22 protein-coding genes are annotated in these 21,308 nt (G+C 68.8%); 12 read left to right on the top strand and 10 right to left on the bottom strand.

The annotated features are described in order from the left end of the window. Positions 1 to 87 precede the first annotated feature (87 nt). The 3 genes from AC3FMM_RS20195 to AC3FMM_RS20185 all read left to right on the top strand — a co-directional run bounded on the left by AC3FMM_RS20195 (position 88) and on the right by AC3FMM_RS20185 (position 4,007). Positions 88 to 1,182, top strand: coding sequence for a putative 2-aminoethylphosphonate ABC transporter ATP-binding protein (locus AC3FMM_RS20195; RefSeq protein WP_488687413.1), 1,095 nt, complete (start codon positions 88 to 90; stop codon positions 1,180 to 1,182). After that, positions 1,179 to 2,906, top strand: a complete 1,728-nt coding sequence (locus AC3FMM_RS20190; protein WP_115711874.1) for a putative 2-aminoethylphosphonate ABC transporter permease subunit — start codon at positions 1,179 to 1,181, stop codon at positions 2,904 to 2,906. Before AC3FMM_RS20195 ends, AC3FMM_RS20190 begins: the two co-directional genes overlap by 4 nt. Before the next feature lie 66 nt (positions 2,907 to 2,972). Continuing rightward, positions 2,973 to 4,007 carry a putative 2-aminoethylphosphonate ABC transporter substrate-binding protein gene (locus tag AC3FMM_RS20185; protein ID WP_488687359.1) on the top strand — a complete coding sequence of 345 codons (1,035 nt, stop codon included), beginning with the start codon at positions 2,973 to 2,975 and terminating at the stop codon, positions 4,005 to 4,007. Between the two features lie 90 nt (positions 4,008 to 4,097). Here AC3FMM_RS20185 and AC3FMM_RS20180 read toward each other — a convergent pair whose 3' ends face one another. Further along, positions 4,098 to 4,421 carry a PadR family transcriptional regulator gene (locus tag AC3FMM_RS20180; RefSeq protein WP_115682144.1) on the bottom strand — a complete coding sequence of 108 codons (324 nt, stop codon included), beginning with the start codon at positions 4,419 to 4,421 and terminating at the stop codon, positions 4,098 to 4,100. A 505-nt stretch (positions 4,422 to 4,926) separates the two neighbouring features. On the opposite strand from AC3FMM_RS20180, the gene AC3FMM_RS20175 reads away from it, so the two are divergent. Further along, positions 4,927 to 5,856: a DMT family transporter gene (locus AC3FMM_RS20175; RefSeq protein ID WP_488687358.1), complete on the top strand. Its 930-nt coding sequence runs from the start codon at positions 4,927 to 4,929 to the stop codon at positions 5,854 to 5,856. A gap of 84 nt (positions 5,857 to 5,940) precedes the next feature. Here AC3FMM_RS20175 and AC3FMM_RS20170 read toward each other — a convergent pair whose 3' ends face one another. The 4 genes from AC3FMM_RS20170 to AC3FMM_RS20155 all read right to left on the bottom strand — a co-directional run bounded on the left by AC3FMM_RS20170 (position 5,941) and on the right by AC3FMM_RS20155 (position 9,867). Then, positions 5,941 to 6,198, bottom strand: a complete 258-nt coding sequence (locus AC3FMM_RS20170; protein ID WP_062804044.1) for a hypothetical protein — start codon at positions 6,196 to 6,198, stop codon at positions 5,941 to 5,943. 37 nt (positions 6,199 to 6,235) lie between these two features. Continuing rightward, complete coding sequence (gene fur / locus AC3FMM_RS20165; RefSeq protein ID WP_115711880.1) at positions 6,236 to 6,724, bottom strand: ferric iron uptake transcriptional regulator; 489 nt, start codon at positions 6,722 to 6,724, stop codon at positions 6,236 to 6,238. A gap of 508 nt (positions 6,725 to 7,232) precedes the next feature. Then, a complete protein-coding gene (ggt, locus tag AC3FMM_RS20160; protein ID WP_488687357.1) occupies positions 7,233 to 8,840 on the bottom strand; it encodes a gamma-glutamyltransferase in 1,608 nt (535 codons plus the stop codon). A gap of 43 nt (positions 8,841 to 8,883) precedes the next feature. Beyond that, on the bottom strand, positions 8,884 to 9,867 hold the full coding sequence (locus tag AC3FMM_RS20155) for a Bug family tripartite tricarboxylate transporter substrate binding protein (RefSeq protein WP_115711884.1): 984 nt from the start codon (positions 9,865 to 9,867) through the stop codon (positions 8,884 to 8,886). A gap of 121 nt (positions 9,868 to 9,988) precedes the next feature. Here AC3FMM_RS20155 and AC3FMM_RS20150 point away from each other — a divergent pair, with 121 nt between their 5' ends. The 3 genes from AC3FMM_RS20150 (at position 9,989) to AC3FMM_RS20140 (ending at position 11,967) form a co-directional block, all read left to right on the top strand. Then, positions 9,989 to 10,954: a LysR family transcriptional regulator gene (locus tag AC3FMM_RS20150; RefSeq protein ID WP_240987744.1), complete on the top strand. Its 966-nt coding sequence runs from the start codon at positions 9,989 to 9,991 to the stop codon at positions 10,952 to 10,954. A gap of 209 nt (positions 10,955 to 11,163) precedes the next feature. After that, the gene (locus AC3FMM_RS20145; RefSeq protein WP_488687356.1) at positions 11,164 to 11,484 is read left to right on the top strand and encodes a hydroxyquinol 1,2-dioxygenase; all 321 of its coding nucleotides are present in this window, start codon (positions 11,164 to 11,166) and stop codon (positions 11,482 to 11,484) included. Positions 11,485 to 11,547: 63 nt separating this feature from the next. Then, positions 11,548 to 11,967: an organic hydroperoxide resistance protein gene (locus tag AC3FMM_RS20140; protein WP_116314712.1), complete on the top strand. Its 420-nt coding sequence runs from the start codon at positions 11,548 to 11,550 to the stop codon at positions 11,965 to 11,967. A gap of 89 nt (positions 11,968 to 12,056) precedes the next feature. On the opposite strand, the gene AC3FMM_RS20135 is transcribed toward AC3FMM_RS20140, so the two are convergent. Then, positions 12,057 to 12,767 (bottom strand): SDR family NAD(P)-dependent oxidoreductase, encoded by a 711-nt coding sequence (locus tag AC3FMM_RS20135; RefSeq protein WP_115682151.1) that lies wholly within the window; start codon positions 12,765 to 12,767, stop codon positions 12,057 to 12,059. 230 nt (positions 12,768 to 12,997) lie between these two features. Here AC3FMM_RS20135 and AC3FMM_RS20130 point away from each other — a divergent pair, with 230 nt between their 5' ends. Continuing rightward, on the top strand, positions 12,998 to 13,909 hold the full coding sequence (locus AC3FMM_RS20130; RefSeq protein WP_488687355.1) for a LysR family transcriptional regulator: 912 nt from the start codon (positions 12,998 to 13,000) through the stop codon (positions 13,907 to 13,909). An 8-nt stretch (positions 13,910 to 13,917) separates the two neighbouring features. Here AC3FMM_RS20130 and AC3FMM_RS20125 read toward each other — a convergent pair whose 3' ends face one another. The 3 genes from AC3FMM_RS20125 to AC3FMM_RS20115 form a co-directional block, all read right to left on the bottom strand. Then, the gene (locus AC3FMM_RS20125; protein WP_488687354.1) at positions 13,918 to 14,382 is read right to left on the bottom strand and encodes a RidA family protein; all 465 of its coding nucleotides are present in this window, start codon (positions 14,380 to 14,382) and stop codon (positions 13,918 to 13,920) included. A 146-nt stretch (positions 14,383 to 14,528) separates the two neighbouring features. After that, positions 14,529 to 15,278 carry a creatininase family protein gene (locus AC3FMM_RS20120; protein ID WP_115711888.1) on the bottom strand — a complete coding sequence of 250 codons (750 nt, stop codon included), beginning with the start codon at positions 15,276 to 15,278 and terminating at the stop codon, positions 14,529 to 14,531. Between the two features lie 50 nt (positions 15,279 to 15,328). Next, on the bottom strand, positions 15,329 to 16,615 hold the full coding sequence (locus AC3FMM_RS20115) for an MFS transporter (protein WP_115711890.1): 1,287 nt from the start codon (positions 16,613 to 16,615) through the stop codon (positions 15,329 to 15,331). Between the two features lie 235 nt (positions 16,616 to 16,850). Here AC3FMM_RS20115 and AC3FMM_RS20110 point away from each other — a divergent pair, with 235 nt between their 5' ends. Beyond that, positions 16,851 to 17,768: a LysR family transcriptional regulator gene (locus AC3FMM_RS20110; RefSeq protein WP_116314711.1), complete on the top strand. Its 918-nt coding sequence runs from the start codon at positions 16,851 to 16,853 to the stop codon at positions 17,766 to 17,768. A gap of 187 nt (positions 17,769 to 17,955) precedes the next feature. Here AC3FMM_RS20110 and AC3FMM_RS20105 read toward each other — a convergent pair whose 3' ends face one another. Next, a complete protein-coding gene (locus tag AC3FMM_RS20105) occupies positions 17,956 to 18,654 on the bottom strand; it encodes a hydrolase (protein WP_115682157.1) in 699 nt (232 codons plus the stop codon). A 343-nt stretch (positions 18,655 to 18,997) separates the two neighbouring features. On the opposite strand from AC3FMM_RS20105, the gene AC3FMM_RS20100 reads away from it, so the two are divergent. The 3 genes from AC3FMM_RS20100 to AC3FMM_RS20090 are packed head-to-tail and all read left to right on the top strand — an operon-like array spanning position 18,998 to position 21,275. Continuing rightward, positions 18,998 to 19,294 (top strand): DUF3649 domain-containing protein, encoded by a 297-nt coding sequence (locus AC3FMM_RS20100; protein WP_252680337.1) that lies wholly within the window; start codon positions 18,998 to 19,000, stop codon positions 19,292 to 19,294. Then, positions 19,294 to 20,934, top strand: coding sequence for a PepSY-associated TM helix domain-containing protein (locus AC3FMM_RS20095; RefSeq protein ID WP_488687353.1), 1,641 nt, complete (start codon positions 19,294 to 19,296; stop codon positions 20,932 to 20,934). Before AC3FMM_RS20100 ends, AC3FMM_RS20095 begins: the two co-directional genes overlap by 1 nt. After that, on the top strand, positions 20,931 to 21,275 hold the full coding sequence (locus AC3FMM_RS20090) for a DUF3325 domain-containing protein (RefSeq protein ID WP_116313680.1): 345 nt from the start codon (positions 20,931 to 20,933) through the stop codon (positions 21,273 to 21,275). Before AC3FMM_RS20095 ends, AC3FMM_RS20090 begins: the two co-directional genes overlap by 4 nt. The last annotated feature ends 33 nt before the right edge of the window (positions 21,276 to 21,308 follow it).

Raw genomic sequence — 21,308 nt, 5'->3', positions numbered from 1 at the left:
GAAAACCTTTGCCGATCTGCCATATGGCTGGCATCTGCGCTGCCTATGCTGGCGGCCAATTCGATCGAGATGCAGGGAGATTCGGTGATGCAGGCAGACAAGCCAACGCAGGGCAGGGCGTTCCTGGCCGTGGAGCAGGTCAGCAAGCGCTTCGGCGGTTTCGTCGCTCTGGATGGCGTGTCGCTGTCGGTGGGGCAGGGCGAGCTGCTGTGCCTGCTGGGCCCGTCCGGCTGCGGCAAGACCACGCTGCTGCGCATCATCGCCGGCCTGGAGCGCGAGGACGCCGGCCGCATCCACGCCGGCGCGCGCGAACTGACCGGCCTGCCGCCGCAGGCGCGCGACTACGGCATCCTGTTCCAGTCCTACGCGCTGTTTCCCAACCTGACCGTGGCGCAGAACGTTGCCTACGGCCTGCACGGGCGCGGCATGGGACGCACGCACCGCGACGCGCGCGTGGCCGAGATGCTCGACCTGGTCGGCCTGGCCGGCAGCGAACGCAAGTTTCCGGGGCAGCTTTCCGGCGGCCAGCAGCAGCGGGTGGCGATGGCCCGCGCGCTGGCGCCGGCGCCGTCGCTGCTGCTGCTGGATGAGCCGATGTCGGCGCTCGACGCGCGCGTGCGCGAGCACCTGCGCGTGGAGCTGCGCCAGCTGCAGCGCCGACTGAACATCACCACCGTGATGGTCACGCACGACCAGGAAGAGGCCATGACCATGGCCGACCGCATCGCCGTGATGGATGGCGGACGCATCGTGCAGGCGGGCACGCCCGCCGAGATCTACGAGCAGCCGGCGTCGGCCTTCGTCGCCGGCTTTGTCGGGCAGGCCAACTGGCTGCCCGGGCACGGCGCGCCGGCCGGGCGCTTCACCATCGGCGAAGGCAGCCAGGCGGTCGAGTTGCAGGTCGACGCACCGCAACCGCTGGCGGGCGCTGGCCGGCTGTGCTGCCGCCCGGAGGCGGTGCGGCTGGACCCGGACCCCGCCGAGCCCAACCGGCTGCTGGCGCGCGTGGTCGACCAGACCTACCTGGGCAACCGCTATCGTCTGGCGCTGGAAGCCGACCGCCTGCCCGGCCTGACGCTGTTTGCCGACGTGGCGCGCGAGGCGCGGCACCGGCTGCCGGAGCCGGGCGGCCACAAGTTCTGGATTGCCTTGCCGGCGCCGGCGCTGCGGGTGTTCGCATGACGCGCGCCGTCACCGCCTTGCTGCCGGCGCAGGCACCGGCGTCCCGGCAGCGCGGCACCGGCCTGCCCGCGCGGCTGGCGCACGGCGCCCCCGCGGCGATGAAGTGGCTGTGGCTGGCCGGGCTTGCCGTGGGCCTGCTGCTGCCGCTGCTGGCGCTGTTCCGCCAGGCCTGGTTCGATGGCGCGGGCCAGTGGGTGCTGGGCGCGCGCATGGCCGCGCTGGTATCCGGCCCCAACTTCCTGCCGATGCTCGGGCGCAGCGTGGCAGTGTCGCTCACGGTAGTGGCGCTGGTGGTGCCGCTGGCGTTCGGCTTTGCCTACGCGCTGCAGCGTTCCTGCATCGCGCTGCGGCCGCTGTGGCGCGGCATTGCGCTGCTGCCGCTGTTCGCCCCGTCGCTGCTGCCGGCGATCGCGCTGGTCTATCTGTTCGGCAACCAGGGCATCTTCCGCGACGTGTTCGGCCCGGGCGGCATCTATGGCTTCTGGGGCATCGTGCTGGGCGAGGCCTTCTACACCTTCCCGCATGCGCTGATGGTGCTGGTGGCGACGCTGTCGCTGGCCGATGCACGCCTCTATGAAGCGGCACGCGCCATGGGCGCCGGCCCGTGGCGCACCTTCCGCACCGTGACGCTGCCGGGCGCGCGCCAGGGCCTGTTCGCCGCGGCGTGCCTGGTGCTGACGCTGGTGATCACGGACTTCGGCGTGCCCAAGGTGGTGGGCGGCGGCTTCCCGGTGCTGGCGCTCGAGGCGTACAAGGCCGTGGTGGGGCAGCAGCAGTTCGACCGCGGCGCGCTGATCGGCATGCTGCTGCTGGCGCCCGCGCTGCTGACCTTCGCCGTCGACATGGCGCTGCAGCGGCGCCAGCGCACGCAGCTGGGCAGCCGCGCGCAGGTGTATGTGCCGGCGCCCGAGCGCGGCCGCGACAGCGCCTGCCTGCTGCTGGTGCTGGCCATCAGCGCCGCGCTGCTGGCGGTGGTCGCCACCGCGGTGGGGGCGTCGCTGGTCAAGCTGTGGCCGTACAACCTGAGCCTGACGCTGGCGCACTACGACTTCGACAACATGGATGGCGGCGGCTGGCTGGCCTACCGCAACAGCCTGAAGCTGTCGGTACTGACCGCGCTGGCCGGCACCGTGGCGATCTTCCTCGGTGCCTGGCTGACGCTGCGCACACGCGGACCCGCATGGCTGCATGGCGTGCTGCGCGCCGGCTTCCTGCTGCCGATGGCGGTGCCGGGCCTGGTGCTGGGGCTGGGCTATGTGTTTTTCTTCAATGCGCCCGGCAATCCGCTGCATGCGCTGTACGGGACCATGGCGCTGCTGGTGCTGTGCAATGTCGCGCACTGCTACACCACCGGCCACCTGACCGCGGCCGCGGCACTGCGCCAGCTCGACCACGAGTTCGAGGCCGCCGCGCTGTCGCTGGGCGTGGCGCCGCTGCTGACGTGCTGGCGCGTGACCGTGCCGGTGTGCCTGCCGGCGCTGCTCGACATCTTCCGCTACCTGTTCGTGTCGTCGATGACGACGGTCTCGGCGGTGATCTTCCTGTACAGCCCCGACACCGTGCTGGCCGCGATCTCGGTGCTGAACATGGACGATGCCGGCGATACCGCGCCCGCCGCGGCGATGTCGACGCTGATCCTGCTCACTGCCGTGCTGGCGGCGCTGTTGCTGCACGCGCTGTCGGCCGGCTGGCTGCGCCGCGCGCAACGCTGGCGCGCCGGCTGAAACTTCCCGTCTTGTCATCCCGCTGCACTGCGCATTACACACTGACCGATTCCAAAGGAGGAAACCATGTCCCGCATCACCCGCCTTTCCGCGGCCATTGCAACCGTGGCCGCCGCCACGCTGCCGCTGCTGGCCGGCCACGCCGCCGCCGCCACCGTGCTGACCGTCTACACCGCGCTCGAAGCCGACCAGATCGCCGCCTACAAGGCCGCGTTCGAGAAGGTGCATCCCGATATCGAGATCAAGTGGGTGCGTGACTCCACCGGCATCGTCACCGCCAAGCTGCTGGCGGAAAAGGCCGCGCCGCGCGCCGACGCGGTGTGGGGCCTGGCCGGCTCCAGCCTGGCGATCCTCGACAAGGAAGGCATGCTCGACCCGTACGCGCCGAAGAACCTGGCCGCGATCGATGCCAGGTACCGCAGCCCCGCCAACCCGCCGGCATGGGTCGGCATGGACGTGTGGGGCGCGGCGATCTGCTTCAACACGGTCGAGGCGCAGAAACAGGGCCTGCCCAGGCCGAGTTCGTGGGCCGACCTGACCAAGCCGGTCTATGCCGGCAAGGTGGTGATGCCGCATCCGGCCTCGTCGGGCACGGGCTTTCTCGACGTCAGCGCATGGCTGCAGATGATGGGCGAGCGGAAGGGCTGGCAGTACATGGACGCGCTGCACAAGAACATCGGCCTGTACACGCACTCGGGTTCCAAGCCGTGCAAGATGGCCGCGCAGGGCGAGTTCCCGATCGGCATTGCGTTCGAGTACCGCGCCATGAAGTCGAAGAAGGAAGGCGCGCCGATCGATATCGTCCTGCCCAGCGAAGGCCTGGGCTGGGACATCGAGGCCACCGCCATCGTCAAGGGCACGAAGCATCTCGATGCGGCGCGCAAGCTGGCCGACTTCTCGGCGTCGCGTGAGGCGATGGCGCTGTATGAAAAGAACTTCGCGGTGCTGGCCGTGCCTGGCATCGCCAAGCCCGACGCGCTGCTGCCGGCGGACTACGAGAAGCGCCTGATCAGGAACGACTTCCGCTGGGCCAGCGATAACCGCGACCGCATCCTGGCCGAATGGAGCAAGCGCTACGAAGGGAAGGCGGAGAAGAAGTAAGACGGTTGGGCCGGGTGCCGCTGCAGCGCCAAAGCAGCTCGCAGAAACGGGTACGCTGGCGGCGCCGCGGCCGCCCGTCCCGGCTCCGTTTCAGGCCCGGCGTTGCGCGTCGTCGGTCGCGGGCAGGCCGGCGTGCAGGCGGCGGTAGAGTTCGTCGATGCGCTGGCGGCTGGCCTGCAGTTCTTCGCGGCCGCGTTCGGTCAGCAGGTAGACCCGGCCGATGCCGTCGCGCAGCACGCTTTCCAGGTAGCCTTCCATTTGCAGCGCCCGCAGCAGCGGACGCACCGAGCCGATATCGACCTGGAAGCCGTATTCCAGCAGCATGTCGGCCAGCATGGCCACGGTGGCGGGGACTTCCAGCGCGAATTGCAGGACGTAGACGCGGGCCAGCAGGCCCAGGAACTGTCGTTTCATGTGGATTGGCAACGCGGCCGACGCCGCGCTGGTTGACGCAGGATGCGGGCATTGTGATGCCGGCAGCGCCGCGGGACGGGGCCAATGGGGATGTCGCCGGCCGGTGCGCCGGGCAACGCGCATCTTACCGGAACAAAAAAAGAAGCCGCCAGGAGGCCTGGCGGCTTGTCGGGAATGCGTCGGAGGGGTCAATTAACTCTGGCGCAGACCAGATTTTAATTTAATCGAATGCGGATTGTCACGCGTCGGCGACGCGTCCCCTCCTGCGGGGGGAGCGGATGAAAGCTCCCGGTAAGAAAGTGACGTATTTACGTGACATTGTGGCGTAAAAGGCTCTCAGTTGTCGCGTAAATCCGCGAACGTGCCGTGCATCCCATGGCCCGGTAGGTGCTCCGCTCGGCGCCTGCCGGACCACAGGTCCGAATCCGGCTTGCGGGCGGCCCCGCACCGGCGTCCAATGCGGCATCGCTGATCCTGCCGGCGGGGGGCGCCCCTCGCCCGACCGATGAAACCCCTCGACCTGCTTCGCTTGCTGGCCCTGGCCGCCCTCTGGGGCGGCAGCTTCCTCTTCATCCGCATTGGCGCGCCGGTGCTGGGGCCGCTGCCGACGGCCTTCGTGCGCGTGCTGATCGGCGCGCTGACGCTGGCGGCGTGCCTGCCGCTACTCGGCCTGCGCTGGGACATGCAGGGCAAATGGCCGGCAGTGCTGGCGCTGGGCGTGGTCAACTCGGGCATTCCGTTCGCGATGTACGCCGTGGCGGCGCTGTGGCTGCCGGCCGGTTATTCGGCGGTGTTCAACGCCATGACACCGCTGATGGGCGTGGCGATCGGCGCGCTGGCCTTTGCGGAACCGCTGACGCGGGCGAAGGCCTTGGGGGTGGTGCTGGGCGTCGCGGGGGTCGGGGTGCTGACGCGTACCGGGCCGGTGGCCTTTTCCACGGAGGTCCTGCTGGGCGCGCTGGCTTGCCTGTTCGCCACGGCGTGCTACGGCCTGGCCGGCTTTCTCGCGCGGCGCTGGATCACGCAACGCGGCGGGCTGGACAGCCGGCTGGTCGCGGCCGGCAGCCTGGTCGGCGCGGGCGCCTTTCTGCTTCCCTTCTGCGTCGTGGCACTGTGGCGCCACAACACGCTGCCCGATGCCGGCGCCGGCGTGTGGGCGGCGATGGTCGGCCTCGGCACGCTGTGCACGGCACTGGCCTACATCCTGTATTACCGGCTGATCGCCGACCTGGGCCCGGTGCGCTCGCTGACCGTCACCTTCCTGATCCCGCCGTTCGGCATGGTCTGGGGCGCGCTGTTCCTGGGCGAGACGCTGTCGTGGGCGCATGCCGCCGGCGGCGCGCTGATCGGCATGGCGGTGTGGCTGGTACTGCGGCCGGGGGCTGCCCGGCAAACGGGCAGCAGCCATACCGCCGCAGCTGGCGTTGAACGTTGACGCGGGCCAGATAAGAAAAACGCGGATTGCCGCAGCGCTCGGCATCACGGCGGCACAACTCGATATCTGACCTGCGCGGCCGGTTCAGGCCTGCGCCGCGGTGCCCACGTTGTACTGCTCGCGCACCATCATCACCACGCGACGGGCCTGGCGCCAGTGACGCACGGCGTCGGCTTCGCTGCGTTCGGGGAAATCGACCTCGGCGCTCCAGTTGCAGCCGGTGTGGTCGGGGCGGTGCACGCACACCGCGCGCAGCTGGCAGTCCTGGCAGCCAGGTTCCTGGCGCAGGCACAGGTTGATCAGGTGCTTCAGTTCGGACAGGGGTTTGGTCAGGCGCTCCATGGATGGCTCCGTCAGGCGCGCAACATGCGGCGGGGGATCAGGCGCTGGCCGGCAGTTCCGGCACGCGCGCTTCGTCGGCGGCGCCGGCGCGGCATTGCGGGCACACGCCATACAGCACCAGCATATGCTCGCGCAGCTCAAAGGCGTTGTCGGCGGCGACCTGGCGCTGGCGCTGCTCGATGCGCTCGTCGCGGAATTCCTCCACGCGGCCGCACGCCACGCAGATCAGGTGGTCGTGGTGACCGCCTTCGTTCAGTTCAAATACGGCGTGGTCCGACTCGAAGCTGTGGCGCAGCAGGATATCGGCCTGCACCAGCTGGTTGAGCACGCGATAGACCGTCGACAGCCCGGCATCCTCGTCCTGCGTGAGCAGGATGCGGTAGACATCTTCCGCGCTCAGGTGGCGCCTGGCGCTGGTGCGGAACACTTCGAGGATGCGCATCCGCGGCGACGTCGCCTTCAGGCCGGCGCGCTTGAGATGGCTCGGGTTGGTGCTCTCGGATGACATGGCGGATGGCATAGGCATGCTGCGGCTGGCGCCCCGCAGTCAGGGCGGCGCCCGGCCTGGCGCCGCACGGGGCACGGCGTCGGTGGCTTGGCGGAATTTCAGGCGGGAAGCGCCAGGGCCGGCCGGGCGCTGGCGCCCTCGTCCCTGGCGGCGCGACGTGCCTGCACGGCGCGCGGAATAAAAAGGTGGCCTGGCTTGCCGCCGGAAGACGCGATCGGGAAAGCGGGGTCTGGTTGCTTTCCCGATCTTCCGGAGACTGGCTACTACCAAACGCTCCGCGTGACGGAGCGGTCCCCACAAAAGTCGGTATCGAAGGCCGCGAGGACGGCATCCGGAAATCTGTCGTGCCTGCCAGCGCTGGGTGCCGACGCGTGCCGCGCGGTGCCAGCCTGGCCGGTCTGCCCGCGCCGTCCGGTGCTTGCTTCGGTGCACCGTGCGTCAGGCAGTGATCGAATAGTAAATGGGAATCGATCTCATTACAAGGAAAATTTTTCGGCAGGCGTGATTTCCGTTCTGCGACACCCGCTCAGGCGATCGCCGTCTCCAGCGCCACCCCGTCGCGCCCGGGGTCCGCGCCGCCATCGAGCTCGCCGTTCACCAGCCGGATCGCGTGCACCCAGGCAATGGTGTAGTTGTACGGATTGCGAATCACCTCATAGCCTTGCGCTTCCAGTTCCGCGGTGAGATAGCGCGGAATCCGGTTGCAGACGTCGATGGCATTGCTGGTCGACGAGAAGCGTGGCGCCGACACGGCGGGCTGCATCGCCATGCCGAAGTCCACCACGTTCAGGATGGCCTGCAGCACGCCCATCGCGATCTGGGTGCCGCCCGGTGCGCCAAGCACGATCTCCGGTTTGCCGTCGCGGAACACGATCGAAGGGCACGACGAGGTGAAGCGCCGCTTGCCCGGCGCGATGCTGCCCGCGCGGCCCGGGCGCGGATCGAACACGCCCATGCAGCCGTTGTGCAGGAAGCCGAGGCCCGGCGTCATGACCCCCGACGGCATCGCCAGCGAATGCGTCAGCGCAATGCAGTTGCCCTCGCCATCGACCACCGACAGATGCGTGGTATCGCGCGGCACCACATGGCCGGGATTGACGCGGGCAATGTCGATCCTGTCGCCGGCAACGATGCCCGCGGCGAGCTCGCGGGCATAGCCCTTGTCGAGCAGGCGCGCCAGCGGCACCTCGACAAAGGCCGGATCGCCGACGTGCAGATCCTTGTCGCGCGTGGCCGCCTTCATCGCCTCGCAGACAATGCGCAGGTATTCCGCGGTGTTGTGGCCGATCCGGGCCAGGTCGAAGCGCTCGAGGATGTTCAGCATCTCGATCAGCATCACGCCGCCGCCCGGCGGCTGGTTGGTGGTGATGGTGCGGTCGCGATAGGTGCCGGCCAGCGGCGCGGTGCGCTCGACCCGGTAGCCCGCCAGGTCTGCGCGCGACAGCAGCCCGCCGTTGGCCTCCATGTCGGCGACGATGCGCCCGGCGATATCGTGCAGATAGAACGCGTCCGCGCCCTCGCGCGCGATCTGCTCGAGCGTGTCGCCGAAATCTGGATTGTGCAGCGGCGTGCCGATGGTCTTGGGCGAGCCGTCTTCACGGCAATAGAGGCGCCGGCCATCGGCGCTGTACGCCAGGCGTTCACGGTTGCTGGCGCGGCCCAGCGTGCCCTCGTCGATCCAGAACGAATACATCCCCGGCCGCACGAAATAGCCCTGGCGCGCCCAGCGGATCGCCGGCGCGATGACTTCCCGCCACGGCAGCCTGCCATAGCCGCGGTGAATTGCCTCCAGGCCGCGCAGCGTGCCCGGCGTGGCGACCGACTGGTAGCCGATGTCGTTGAGCCGGTCCTTGACGAAGAAGCCGAAGCCGTCGCGGGCCTCGCCTTCCAGCTTGTCGGCCCACATGTCCGGGGTGGCGCGTGCCGGCGCGGTGGCGTGGAAGTCGATGTACTCGTGTGCCTGGTGCGACGGCATATACACCGCGGCCGTGCCGAACCCGGCGATGCCGCACATCAGCGGATCGACCACGGCCTGGGCAAACGCGCAGGCGACCGCGGCGTCCGCCGCATTGCCGCCGGCCCGCAGGATTTCGATGCCTGCTTCCGCCGCCTCGGGCTGCGGGCAGACGACCATGCCTTTTTTCATTGTTACCTCGGGATCTGGTGTCGGGTGGGCTTCAGTTGGCGCGCAGGTTCAGGTCGCCGATGGCGTCCTTCCACTTGACCGTGTCGCGCGCGGTCAGCTCGGCCAGCTTGCCGACCGGGCCTGGCATCGGCGTGACCTGCATCGCGCGGAGCTTGTCGACCACCGTGGGATCCGAGAGGAATTTCTGCGTGGCCGCATGCATGCGCCGGATCGGTTCCGCGGGCGTGCCGGCCTTGGCGGCGATGCCCGACCAGCCGATGTCCTCGAAGCCCTTCAGCCCGATTTCCGGCGCTGCCGGCACGTCGGGCAGGTCCGGCACGCGTTTGGCGGCGAACACCACCAGCGGCACCAATTTGCCGGCGCGAATCTGCGGCAAGGCGGTGCTGAGCACCGGCGCCATCACCTGCGTTTCGCCCGAGACCGTGGCGATCACACCGTCAGGCTCGCCCTTGTAGGGGACGTGGGTCATGCGCAGGCCGCGCTGCTTGAGCAGCATCTCGACCACGAGGTGGGTCGAATTGCCAAGTCCCGACGAGGCGAAATTGATCGCACCGGGTTTGGCGCGCGCCGCTTCGCTGAGGTGGTCCAGCGTGCGTAGCCCGGTCTGCGGATTGGCCACCAGCACGAACGGCACGTTGGTCAGCGTCGCCACCGGTGTGAAATCCTTCTCGGGCGAATAGGCTAGCGGCGCGTAGGCGAACTTGTTCAGCACCATCTGCGACACGCCCGCCAGGAACAGCGTGCAGCCGTCCGCCGGTTGCGCCAGCACCGACTTGGCGGCGATGACGCCGCCGGCGCCGGGCTTGTTCTCCACCACCACCGTGGTGCCGAGTTCCTTGCCGGCATGCTCGGCCCACATGCGCGCGATGGTGTCGGTGCTGCCGCCGGCTTGCTGGGATACCACCAGGCGGATGGGCCGGTTCGAGCCCGCCTCGCCGCAGCTCCAGGCGGGCAGCGCCAGGCCCAGGCCGATTGCCGCCACGGCCAGGTGCGAAACAACTGAGAGTTTCTTCATAGGTATAAAGCCTGAGAACAATGTGAGGAAGCTGAGAAGGCCCGGGAACTCCTGCGCATTATTGAATTGGCTTACCATGAGCGCCAGTGAATTGTTCCGATAGATATATTAGTAAACACTCATGACTGAACCTGCGGATAGCGTGGCCTGGGCGCGCCGGCTGCGCATGCGGCATCTCGAATCCTTCCTGATCCTGCTGGACGCCGGGACGCTGTCCGCGGCGGCGCAGCGGCTGCACATGACGCAATCGGCGATGTCGCACTGGCTGGGCGAGATGGAAGCGCTCGCCGGCGCGCGGCTGCTGGTGCGCGGGCGGCGGCTGCAGCTCACGCCCGCCGGCGAGGCGGTGCGCAAGCTGGCGGTCCGCGTGCTGGGCGAGGTGTCGCGCGCACATGAAGAACTGGGCTCGATTGCCAAGGGCGCGGTGGCGCGGCTGCATGTGGGCAGCGTTTTTGCCGGCGTGGCGCACCTGGTGCCGCGCGCCATCGTCAGCTTCCAGCAGGCGCAGCCCAACGTGCAGATCGCGGTCACGGAAGGCGTCTTCAATACCTTGCTGGAGCGGCTCGAGCGGCGCGACTACGACGTCATCGTCGGCTCCATCGACGCGCGTGCCTATGGCCCCCACCTGGCGCACGAGGTGCTGTTCGAGGATGGCATCGGCGTGGTGGTGGCACGTCATCATCCGCTGGCCGGACGCCAGCGCATCGCCTGGCGCGACCTGTTCGATTTTCCGTGGGCGATGCCGCCGCGCGAAACGCTGATGCGGACCCGGCTCGACACCGTGCTGCTGGAACGCGGCGCTGCCGGGCTGCAGCCGCGCGTGGAAACCGGTTCCGTGCTGACGCTGGAGTCGGTGCTGCGCGGCACCGATTACATCGGGGTCTGTTCCGGCGCGATGGCGCGCCACCTCGAAGCGCTGGGTCTGCTGTGCGTGCTGCCGGTGGCCGACGCCGAATCGTTCGGGCCGGTGGGCGCGGTATGGCGCCAGGGCGGGGCGGGCGAGGTCGTGCACGCGTTTGTGCGCGCGCTGCGCGAGGAGGCAGGGCGCCTCGGCCTGGGTGCCGGGCAAGGCGCGGCAGCCAGTTAGCCGCGGCGACGGTCGCGCGCCAGGCCGTCACTTTGTACCGCTTTGTATCCCGCCTCCGCTGCGACACGGCGGCTGACAAAGGCGGCCCGCATTGGCTACATGGCCGATACACCGGTCACCTTAAATACGTTCCGTGGCCGCGGCGTCGGATACCCCGAAAGCGAAAGCCGGCCCGCTCAACCCTCAACGTGTACTTAAGGAAGCCGATCATGACTACCCAAATCGCCCGCCGCTTTGTCCTCGCCCTCGCCCTCGCTGCCGCCGCTGCCGGCGCCCAGGCCGCCAGCTTCTCTGCCGCCGGCGCACGCGACCCGTTCACCGACGGTGCCCGCAGCGCGGTGGATGCCCGCGACCCGTACAGCGAGGGCGCGCGCTCGGTGCAGGAGCCGCGCAGCCCGTACAGCGATGGCGCCCGCAACGTCGATCCCTACACCGACGGCGCCCGCTCCGTGGCCGGGCTCGACCGCAGCGGTGTGTCGGCGGACCCGGCGCGCAGCGTCGATCCGTATCTCGACGGCGCCTACGCCTGAGCCGTGCGGGCCGGCGCGCCGGCCTGCTTCATCACCACCAACACCATCCAACAGGAACCAGACATGACCCGTATCGAGAAAGTGCTGTACACCGGCAAGGTCCACATCACCGCGGGCGGCCGCGACGGCGAGGCGCGCAGCGACGACGGCCGCCTGAACCTGCAGCTGTCCTCGCCAGGCTCGCGCGGCGCGGGCACCAACCCGGAGCAATTGCTGGCAGCGGGCTGGTCGGCGTGCTTTATCGGCGCGATCGGGCTGGCCGCCGGCAAGCGGCAGGTCAAGCTGCCGTCGGACCTGTCGGTCGACGCCGAGGTCGACCTGGGCACGGCGGGCGACGCCTACCTGCTGCAGGCCCGACTCAATGTCAGCATTCCCGGCATCGAGCGCGAGCTGGCGCAGGCACTGGTCGATACCGCGCACCAGACCTGCCCGTACTCCAGGGCGCTGGGCGGCAACATCCACGTCGAGACCCGGCTGGTCTGAAGCAAGGGGCTGCCTCATCGCGAGGCAGCCCCCATCCTGCATGTCATGACCGCGGCAGCCCTGGGCTGCCGCGGTCGCATGCCGCGTGGTCAATGGCCGGCGCTCTGCCCGCCGTCGACGTGCAGGATCTCGCCGGTCACGAACGGCGCCGAATCCAGGTACAGCACGGCGTCGACGATATCGCGCATCTCGCCCATATGGCCCATCGGGTGCAGCGCGCCCAGGGCCGCGTGGGTCTCGGCCGGGTGCATCGGCGACTTGATGATGCCGGGCGAGACGGCGTTGGCGCGGATGCCGGTGCGGGCGTATTCGATCGCCAGCGACCGGGTGGCCGCGTTCAGGCCGCCCTTGGTCAGTGACGCCAGCACCGATGGCACCCCGCTGAGGGCATGGTCGACCAGGCTGGTGGTGATGCTGACCACGTGGCCGCTGCGCTGTTTCTCCATCTCGGCGACGGCCAGCTGCGTGATATGGAAAAAGCCGGCCAGGTTGATGCCGGTGACCGCGGCGTAGTCCGCGCCGGTATAGCTGGTGAACGGCCTGGCGACGAAGATGCCGGCGTTGTTGACGAGCGTATCGATCCGGCCGAATCTGGCCACGCCCTCGGCGATGACGCGGCGCGCGGTGGCCGGGTCGGCCAGGTCTCCGGCGACGGCCAGCAGGTCTTGGTCTTCGGACGGCCGGATGCTGCGCGCCGTGGCGACGACGCGATCGCCGCGTTCGCGGAAGGCCTTGACCAGTTCCGCGCCGATGCCCTGCGATGCGCCTGTGATGACGACGACTTTCTGTGCTGCACTCATGTTTTCACCTCGATGTAGGTTGGTCCGGCTAGCGTGCCGATCGGGCCCGCGGCGCCGATGGGTTCCAATCTAGAGGCTCGGGTCGGGCTTTCGAAGGCACCGGCCGGACAAACAGTTATGCGCGGCGCGTACTAATGCACGGGCGCGTCAGTCGACTTCGTCGGGGCGCGAACCTATGATGGCGACTGCCCCGGATACCGGGCGAGGTCCGTCACCAGCAGGGGGAAGCCATGAAACGCCAATTCGATGACCTCCAGCTCGGCAGCATCGAACTGTTTTGCCTGGCCGCGGAACTGGGCAGCTTTACCGCGGCCGCGGTCGCCGCCGGCGTGACGCCGCCCGCAGTCAGCCGTACCGTGCAGCGATTGGAGGAGAGGCTTGGCGTGCGGCTGTTCGTGCGCACCACGCGGCAGATCCGCCTGACCGACGAAGGCCGCCTGTACTTCGAGCAGAGCCGCGCCGCGCTGGCGCAGCTGGTCGATGCCGAGCGGCAGATCGGCGGCCAGCATGCGACGCCGGCCGGGCGGCTGCGCATCAGCCTGCCGACGCCGTATGCCCACTACCGCGTGTTGCCAGTGCTGCCGGCATTCCGGGCCCGGTATCCGGAGGTCCAGATCGACGTGCACATCAGCAACCGCAATGTGGATTTCGCCGATGACACCTATGACCTGTGCGTGCGCGGACGCGCGCCGGACGACTCGAACCTGATCGCGCGCAAGCTCGAGGACGCCGAACTGGTGGTGGTGGCGGCGCCCGCGTACCTGCGGCAGGCCGGCACGCCGCAAACGCCGGAAGATCTGCTGCGGCATGAGTGCATCCAGTTCGAGCGCCCCAGCAGCGGACGCAGGATTCCCTGGACCCTCCAGGTCGACGGCACGGAAACCGATATCGTCACGACCGGCACGTACACGGCGTCGGAGGATATCCTTGGCGGCGCCACGCTGGTGCGCGCCGGCGCCGGCCTGTTCCAGACCTATCGCTTCGTGGTGGAACAGGACCTGCGCGACGGCACGCTGGTGGAAGTGCTGCGCGAATACGGAGGCAGCGCGCGCCCGTTCGTGCTGCTATACCCGTCCGCGCGCCATGTCACGCGCCGGGTCCGGGTCTTCGTTGACTTCCTGCTTGAAAAATTCTCGGCGTAGCAGTCGGCTCATGCCGGCCGGACCTGGGCGATGACCACCAGGATCACGGCCGCATTGCCCGGCTGCTGGAGGTGCGAAGAGATCGTGCGCGCGTGGCCGGCCTTGTCGCCCAGCACGTCGCGGAACAGGTCCGACGCCGCGTCGAGCACCGCCGGCTGCGCGAACCATCCGGGCGCGCTGGCAATGTGGCCGTCGACCCGCACGAGGTGATCGAGCCGCGCAAAGCCGCCCAAGTGCGCGTCGATCTGCGCCAGCACATTGAGCGCGGCCAGTTCGGCGGCACGCCTGCCTTCGTCGACGCTCAGGTCCTTGCCGACCTGGCCCTGCCACATCACCTTGCCGTCCTGCAGCGGCAGCTGCCCGGAAATAAACAGCAGGTCGCCGGCCTGGCTGACCGCGGTATAGCTGCCCAAAGGTTGAGGTGGTTGCGGCAGTGCCAGGCCGCGCGCCGCGAGTCGTTGCTGGACAGACATGGTGGCTCCCAATCCAAAGGTGTCATGGCTCACACGGCAGACTCTAGGGGCTCGCCGGCACGCGATAAAGCCATCGGCGGGAACAGGACTTGATACATGACGTAACCAGTCCCGGCCCGCAGCCCCCCATACGCCTGCCCGCGACCTCAGTCCGGCATCGGTTCGCGGCCGAACGCGTCCAGTTCCCGGACCAGGCTCTGCGCCGCCAGCCGGACCAGAGCAGCGCCTTTCTCGGCCGTTGCCAGTCCGGGGTCCGAGCCGATGCGGCCGTCCGGATAGCGCGCGCGGAAGTCCAGCGCCTCGCGTATCGGGCCGCTGGGCGCGATCCGTGGTGCATAGTCGGCATGCTTGCGCGCATCCGGAAAGGCCCACTGGGTGATCGCGATTTCGGAAGGCGTGGCGTGCGAGCCGTGGCCGGTCGGGAACTGGTCGCGCGCCAGCTCGCCCACGCCAGGCAGGTCCCACCAGTTGCACAGCTTCAGCGCAAAGCCGGCGCGGCGCCTGGCGAAGCTGGCTTCGGCGTAGAGCTCGGAGAAGGCCGCATCGATCGAGGCAACGTTGCCGCCATGGCCATTCAGGAACAACAGCTTCTCGAAGCCATGTCCTGCCAGCGAGCGTACCCAGTCACCGATCGCGGCGATGAAGGTCGACGGACGCAGCGAAATCGTCCCGGCGAATGCCAGGTGATGCTGCGCCATGCCGATATTGAAGGTCGGCGCCACCAGGATATCGGCCTGCTGCTCCGCCTCGCCGGCAATGATTTGCGGGCACAGCCAGTCGGTGCCGAGCAGCCCGGTCGGGCCATGTTGTTCGTTCGAGCCGATGGGGATCACGATGGTACGGCTGCGGCCCAGGTATTGCTCGATCTCCGCCCAGGTTGAAAGATGAAGTTGCACGGGAGCTCCTTGGTGAGTGATGGTCGGGATCACGGCGTCGCGATGCCGCATCAGCGGCGTGCGGGCAGCTTGTTGCACAGGATGATGACGGCCGCCAGCAGCGGCAACGCGGCCATCATCAGCATGCCGAGATGGAGGTTGCCGGTCGCGGTCTTGGTCCAGCCGATGGTGGCCGGTCCCCAGAAGCCGCCCGACAGGCCGATGGTGTTGATCAGCGCAATGCCGCCCGCCGCCGCCGGGCCCTGGATGTATTCGGCCGGCATGGCCCAGAACACGGTGTACGCCATCCACAGTCCCATGGTGGCGAGCGTCAGCAGCACCAGCGTCGCCACCAGGTTGCCGTCCGCCAGCACCGAGGCCGCCAGCAGCATGGCTGCCGCCAGTGCCGGCAGCGCGCAGTGCAGGCGCCGCTCGCCCGAGCGGTCGGACTTGCGGCCCATGTAGTACATGCCGAACGCGGCCGCCACGTATGGGATGGCCGCGTACCAGCCCAGCCGCACGGTATCGTCCACGCCCTGCGCCTTGATCATGGTCGGCAGCCAGAAGCTGATGGCGTAGATCGCCGCGATGATGCAGAAGTAGGCCAGCGCCAGCACATAGACGCGCGGATCGCGGGCCACGGCGCCGAAGCCATGCTTGTGCGCGGCGACCGGCCCCAGTTCGGCTTCCAGCAGGCGCCGTTCGGCGTCGCTGAGCCAGCTCGCCTGCGCCGGGCGGTCCGGCACCAGCGACAGCGCCAGCATGCCGAGCAGCACGCAAGGCAGGCCCTCGACCAGGAACATCCATTGCCAGCCCGCCAGTCCGCCATAGCCCGCCAGCGCGGTCATCAGCCATGCCGACGCCGGCGCGCCGACGATGCCGCCGATCGGTCCCGCCAGGAACACGATGGCGATGGCGCGCGCCATGCGTTGCGGACCGTACCAGCACGACAGGTAATAGATCATGCCGGGCGCGAAGCCGGCCTCGAACACGCCGAGCAGGAAGCGCAACGCGTAGAACGTCGGCACGTCCCGCACGAACACCATGCAGGCCGAGGTAAGCCCCCACAGCACCAGGATCCGGCTGAAGGTCTTGCGGGCCCCGACCCGCGGCAGCATCAGGTTGCTCGGCAGTTCGAACAGCACATAGCCCACGAAGAAGATGCCGGCGCCCACGCCGTAGGCCGCGTCGGAAAAGCCCAGGTCGCTTTGCATCTGCAGCTTGGCAAAGCCGACGTTAACCCGGTCCAGGTAGGCGAACAGGTAGCAGACCAGCAGGAAGGGCAACAGGCGCCAGTTGATCCGGCTGTAAAGGCTGGAAGCGCCGTCCATGGCGCCCGCGGTAGGGATGGCTAGCATGCTCGCTGTCTCCGGTGTGGTTGCGGCCCGGTGGGCTCGGTGGGGCTTGGTCGTGTCCCTCGTGTGCTGAATCGTGGCAGCCGCGGGCGGGCTGGCAAACAGCAACTCAGGCCACACTTCGTTCTGTTCCGGGCAACGCACCGGTCGAGGTGGCCCACGCTGCCCATGGCAAGCAAGGCAAGGCGCGTTCGGGTATCGTTACCGCTGCGGAAAAACGGCGGAACAGGCGTTCGACATGCGAGAGATCAATCAGCAGCGGCTGCGATACTTCCGTGAAGTGCTGGCGCACGGCACCATCCGCGGCGCGGCGGACAGCCTGAACACATCGCCCTCGGTGATCACGCGGCAGATCCGGCTGCTGGAGGAAGAGCTGGGCGCGCTGCTGTTCGAGCGCGAGCCACGCGGGCTGCGGCCCACCGCCGCGGCGGCGCACCTGGTGGAATTCTGGCGCGGCTACCGTTCGCACCAGGAGAAGCTGGAAGACCAGCTGCACGCGCTGCAGGGGTTGCAGCAAGGCGAGGTCAGGCTGGTCCTGAGCGAGGGCTATGTCGACCTGCTCGTCAACGAAGTGCTGGCACGGTTCTGTGCGCGCTATCCGCGCCTGGATATCCGCATGGACATCCTTGCGGTCGATGGCGTGCTGGAGGAAGTGGCGGAAAGCCGCGCGCATATCGGCCTGGCCTACAATCCGCCGCCGCACCCGCGCATCGAGTATCGCGCGAGCGCGTCGCAGCCGGTGGTGCTGCTGGTCAGGCCCGACCACCCGCTGGCGCTGCGCGGCGGCGTGGCCAGTGTCGCCGACCTGCAGGCCTATCCGCTGGCCATGATGCCGGCATCGTTCGGCGTTGGCCATGCCTTGCGTATGGTCGAGTTCGCCGAGAACGTCTCGATCCGCGCGACGCTGGTCAGCAACTCACTGACCGCGCTGAAGCAGTTCGTCGCCTACGACCAGTACATGACGCTGATCGGCGAGTTCGCCGCGTATCGCGAGATCGCGGCGGGCACGCTGGCGGTGGTGCCTTTGGACCATCCCTTGTTTTCAGGCACCCAGGCCCGGCTGCTGGTGAAGGCCGGACGGCCCCTGCCCGCGGCAGCGCTGGAACTGCTCGACCATATCGGCCGGCATATGTCGATGTTCGCGCACCGGCGCTAGCCGGGCCGCGGCTGCGGCGTCTTGCCGGCAGCGTACCGCCGCTCAGGCCAGCGTCTGCGCGACGATGGCCGCGGCGGCCAGGCTCGAGGTGCCGATGGCCAGCCAGCATCCGAGCAGCAGCGCGCCATGGGCGAGGCTTCGGCTTGGCTTCATGGTGTGGTCTCCTGTCAGAGGCTGGCTGAGTGGATCAGCGCTCGATCACCGGTGCGTGGACCGGGGCGATCGATGCGTGCGGCGTGGCGGTGCGTTGCGCGACCTTGTGCACCATGGTGTAGGCGTAGTCGATGCCCATGCCGTAGGCGCCCGAGTGTTCCTTGGCGATGCCGGTGACGGCGTCATAGGTGTCGCGGTTCTTCCAGTCGCGCTGCCACTCCAGCAGGACCTGCTGCCACGTCACCGGCACCACGCCGGCCTGGATCATGCGCTGCATGGCGTAGTCGTGCGCTTCCTTGCTGGTGCCGCCCGAGGCGTCGGCAACCATGTAGATCTCGTAGTCGCCTTCCAGCATCGCGCTCAGCGCGAAGGTGGTGTTGCAGACTTCGGTCCAGAGTCCGGCCACCACCACCTTCTTGCGCCCGGCGGCCTGCAGTGCGTCGCGCACCTTCTGGTCGTCCCACGAATTCATCGAAGTGCGCTCGAGGGTCTGCTTGCCGGGAAACACATCCAGCAACTCGGGGTAGGTGTAGCCCGAGAACGAATCGCTCTCGACCGTGGTGATGGTGGTCGGCACGTCGAACACCCGGGCCGCCTTGGCCAGTCCGATCACGTTGTTCTTCATGGCCTGGCGGTCCATCGACTGGACCCCGAAGGCCATCTGCGGCTGATGGTCGATGATGATCAACTGGCTGTTGCGCGGGGTCAGGACTTCGAGCTTGGCGTTCGACATGATGTTCTCCTAAAACGAATTCAAAATTGTTGATTGTATGTAGCGGCGCTGTTTGTTTGTGTCGCGCTGCCATGAGCAGAACTATAGCGAACGCCGTGATGCTTTCTGCCGACATTCATTGTCAGTGTTGTTCAAAAAAATTGAAAAACGAATCGCGGCTCTGTCCAGGCGGCGGGCAGGGATTGCCTTGAGGTTGGAAATGCGAATTGTTATCATTTGTGGTCGTTTCCTGCCCGCATCGCTCTATGCCCGCCGCTTCCTTTGCCGCTTGCCATCTTTGTCCTCTCAGCCACGCCGCTCGCGCTGAAAATGCCGCCGCATATGTGGCGCTGCGGGTGCCGGCGTGAGCAAGGCGCTGCAGGCTAGCGGGTGGCGCTATCGCGCGGGCGTGGGCGTGCGCGCCGTTGCCGCCATTGCCGGCGGCTATGCGCTGGCCGCGCTGGCCACCGCGGTGCTGGCGCGCTATCTGCCGATGGCGCGGCACGATGCCGTGACCACGGCGACGCTGCTGTCGTTCGCCATCTATGCCGGCGCGGCGGTCTGGGTGTTTGCGGTGCGTAGCGCCTGGCGTGCATGGGCGGGTCTGGCGCTGCCGGCCGCGCTGCTGTCGGCCATGCTGGCGCTCGGACGGGGGGCGTGATGCGCGCGGGATTCAGGCAGTCGATGGCATGGCTCCACACCTGGAGCGGCCTGCTGGTGTGCTGGGTGTTGTTCCTGATGTTTTGCGGCGGCACCGCCAGTTACTACAAGGAAGAGATTTCGCTGTGGATGCGGCCGGAGCTGCATCGCACTGCGCCCGCCGATGCCGCGCAGGTTCCGGCCGCGCAGATGGCACAAAACGCGTTGGGCTATCTGGAGCATCAGGCGCCCGATGCCGCGCGCTGGATCGTCACGCTGCCCGATGCGCGGCGCGACGCGGTCAATGTGCTGTGGACCTACAAGCCGGGGCAGGCGCCGCGCGATGCCGACGGCAAGCCGCGCCGCTTCGACACGCGCCTGCTCGATCCGGCCACCGGTGCGCCGCTGCAGGCCGCGCGCGAGACCCGCGGCGGCGAGTTCCTCTACCGCTTGCACTTCGACCTGCATTACATGCCGGCCAAGTGGGCGCGCTGGATCGCCGGCTTCTGCGCCATGTTCATGCTGGTGGCGATCGTCAGCGGCGTAATCACCCATCGCCGCATCTTTGCCGACTTCTTTACGTTCCGGCGCGGCAAGGGCCAGCGCTCCTGGCTCGATGCGCACAACGCGCTGGCGGTGCTGCCGCTGCCGTTCCACCTGATGATCACCTACACCGGGCTGGTCACGCTGCTGTTGATGTACATGCCGTGGGGCGTCGAGGCGGCATACGGCGGCGACCTGCGCGCGTTCCAGGCGCAGACCAGGCTGCGTCCGCTGCCACCCAAGGCCGCCGGCACGGCCGCGCCGCTGGCGAGCGTGCCGGACATGATGGCGCAGGCCGGGCGCGCGTGGCAGGGCGGGCAGGTGCGCCGCATCGTGGTCAACCTGCCGGGCGATGCCAACGCGACCGTGACGCTCTCGCGCGCCGAGCCCGATACGCTCTCGCACGATCCGCTCGCGCTCGAATTTGCGGGTGCCAGCGGCGCCCTGCTGGGCGCGTATGCCGAAGACAAGTCCGCCGCCGAAATGACGCGCAGCGTCATGACCGGCCTGCATATCGCCAGCTTTGCGCCCCCCGGCCTGCGCGCGCTGTTCTTCCTGTGCGGGCTGGCGGGCTGCGCCATGGTCGCCACCGGCGCCATCCTGTGGGCGGTGCGCACGCGCCAGCAGCAGGCCAGGGCGATCGCGGCGCGGGGCCGGCCCGGGTTCGGGCTGCGCCTGGTCGAGGCGCTCAATATCGGCGCCATCGCCGGCCTGCCGGTGGCCTTTGCAAGCTATTTCTGGGCCAACCGGCTGTTGCCGGTGGCAATGGCGCAGCGGCCGGAGGCCGAGATCCGCTGGTTCTTCATGGCCTGGGCTGCGTGCGCGCTGCTGGCGCTGTGCCGGCCCACGCGCGGCATGTGGCGCGCGCAGCTGTGGGCGGGCGCGGCATTGTTCGGCACCCTCCCGCTGCTCAATGCGTTGACCACCGGCTCGCACCTGGGCGTGACCCTGCTGCAGGGGCATGGTCCGGCGGCCGTGGCCGGCTTCGACCTGGTGTCGCTGGCGCTGGGCCTGGCGCTTGGCTCCGCGGCCTGGATCACGGGCCGCCGGCAAGCCGTGGGCGCACGCGTGGCATCGCGGCCGCGCAACGTCGCCGCCACCACGCAGGAGGCCGCATGAACGCGCTGGCTGGGTTCGCGCTGTCGCTGGCCGGGTTTGCCGCGCTGGCGCTGTCGCTCGAGCGCCATCATGCCGATATCCATGGCCGCGGCAGCATGCCGTCGCGCGGCGCGGTGGCGCGCTTGCGCCTGCAGGGCGCGGTGGCGCTGGCACTGGCGTTGGGACTGCATATCGCCGCGCAGGGCGGGCCGATGGGCACGGTGTCGTGGGTGGGCACGCTGACGGCCAGTGCCATCGTCGTGGCGCTGGGCCTGTCCTACGCGCCGCGCGCGGTGCCGCGCCTGCTGCCCGGCGTGGCGCTCGTCGGGCTGGCCGGCGCCGCCTGGCGGCTTGCCGGCTGAGCCGCGGCGCCTGACGCTCGCGCCGCGGCGTGC

The sequence above is a fragment of the Cupriavidus sp. 207A1 genome (assembly GCF_057798955.1).
This window is presented reverse-complemented; position numbering and strand designations above follow the sequence as displayed.